Here is a 1,595-nt window from a genome sequence, read left to right as displayed (position 1 = left end):
GAACAGCATATCCGCGATATCTGCATCGACTTTTGCATCCACGCGCCTGTCGCGCAGCTGATGACCGATCCGCTCGACGTGATTAGTGGCGAGCGGCAATACGACATCGAAACCCCATCCGGCACCGTGGCCACGATCATCCTTGAGGCGGCGTACTACACACGGCCGCTACGGATCTTCAAAACGGGAGACATGCACGTGGCATCCCTGCAGGGTCGCACCGGGGAACCGTCGGGCATTCAGCAGGCGGCCGCCAACGTCTTTACGCTCGACGCCACGCCGACGCAGGACGCCGCCCAGGCAATCAAGCTGCTGGTGGCGACCAAACCCGCACGCACGGCCGACACGGTGGCCGATGTTCTGCTGGACGACTATGCCTTTGAGATCGGACAGGGCGTTATCGGGCGCCTGCTGCGGATAACCGGGCACGAATTTACCAACCTTGCCGCTGCGGGTCTCTATACCCGCGACTACGAGATCGCACGCACCGCCGCGCGTATCCGCGCCGAGCAGTCATTCGGCCGCACCACGAGCCGGGTCCGGCCGCGCGCTTTCGGCTAACACTTCCCAGGGCACCTGTTCGCCCCACACACGCAAGGAAACGCATGCCCACTACGATCGCCAGCGCCGTCGTCGGCCGCGCTGCCCGTCTGCTGCAGGACCACGAGTACATCCGCTGGACCCAGTCAGAAATGCTCGATTGGTTGATCGACGGCCAACGCGAGGCCGGCCTGATCAACCCGTCGATCTATGTCATCACCACGGCGGTGACGCTTGCCGCCGGCACCCTGCAACGCTTGCCGCTCGATGGCAAGGCGCTATTGGACGTGCCGCGCACTGCCAGTGGCTACGCGGTGACGCGCATAGCGCGCAAGGCGCTCGATGCCCAGGTACCCGACTGGCACGCGCCGGCGCGCGCCAAAACGAAGGTGCTGCATTTCTGCTTTTCGGGCGACGACCCAAAAACGTTCTATGTCTACCCACCGTCACCTGGCGGAAATGCGGTGACGGCCGTCTATGAGGCGGTGCCTCCAGCGCTGGCATTGAGTGACCCGATCGCGCTCGATGACAGCTACGTGGGCGCGCTGGTCGACTACCTCATGTACCGCGCCTACGAAAAGGACAGCGAGTACGCGCCAGAAAGCGCCGGTTTCGCGGCCCTGCACCGGGGTGCTTTCAACGCCCTTGTCAAGGGTAAGGCGCCGGCGTCCGCACCCCCCACCTGATTTCCCCTTCATACCTTTATAGGAGCCATTCATGGCAGGATTATCCGTTTACGCCGAAACGGCAGTACTCAATGCGCTGCTGCGCGGTACGAATTTTGTGGCCCCGCCGACGGCCGCGCTGCGCCTGGCGCTGTGCACGGCCGACCCGACCGATGCGGGCAACTTGAACGAGATTGCGTCAGGTACCTGGTACACGCGCCAGCTGACCGGCGCATTCACCGCGCCGGCGCCAGGCGGCGCCGGACAGCAAGTCTCGAACTCGGCGTCAATCACCTTCCCCGCAGTGACCGGCGCGGCTGTCACCGTGACGCACGTCGCCGTTTTTGATGCACTCAATGCCGGCAATATGCTGTTCTCGGCGCCGATGCT

3 protein-coding genes are annotated in these 1,595 nt (G+C 64.0%); all 3 read left to right on the top strand.

Annotated features, from left to right (window positions below; genetic code table 11):
• On the top strand, positions 1–561 hold a 561-nt coding region (locus F2P46_RS35725), incomplete at its 5' end, for a hypothetical protein (RefSeq protein ID WP_166899247.1).
• Positions 562–605: 44 nt separating this feature from the next.
• Complete coding sequence (locus F2P46_RS35720) at positions 606–1,226, top strand: DUF6682 family protein (protein ID WP_166899245.1); 621 nt, start codon at positions 606–608, stop codon at positions 1,224–1,226.
• A 31-nt stretch (positions 1,227–1,257) separates the two neighbouring features.
• On the top strand, positions 1,258–1,595 hold a 338-nt coding region (locus F2P46_RS35715), incomplete at its 3' end, for a hypothetical protein (protein ID WP_166899243.1).

This window comes from Massilia sp. CCM 8734, from assembly GCF_011682155.1.
Taxonomy (GTDB): Bacteria; Pseudomonadota; Gammaproteobacteria; order Burkholderiales; family Burkholderiaceae_D; genus Telluria_A; species Telluria_A rubra.
This window is presented reverse-complemented; position numbering and strand designations above follow the sequence as displayed.

Bases quoted from the DNA above. Each gene is read 5' to 3' on its own strand.
- F2P46_RS35720 (WP_166899245.1), top strand. From the start codon at position 606: ATGCCCACTACGATCGCCAGCGCCGTCGTCGGCCGCGCTGCCCGTCTG.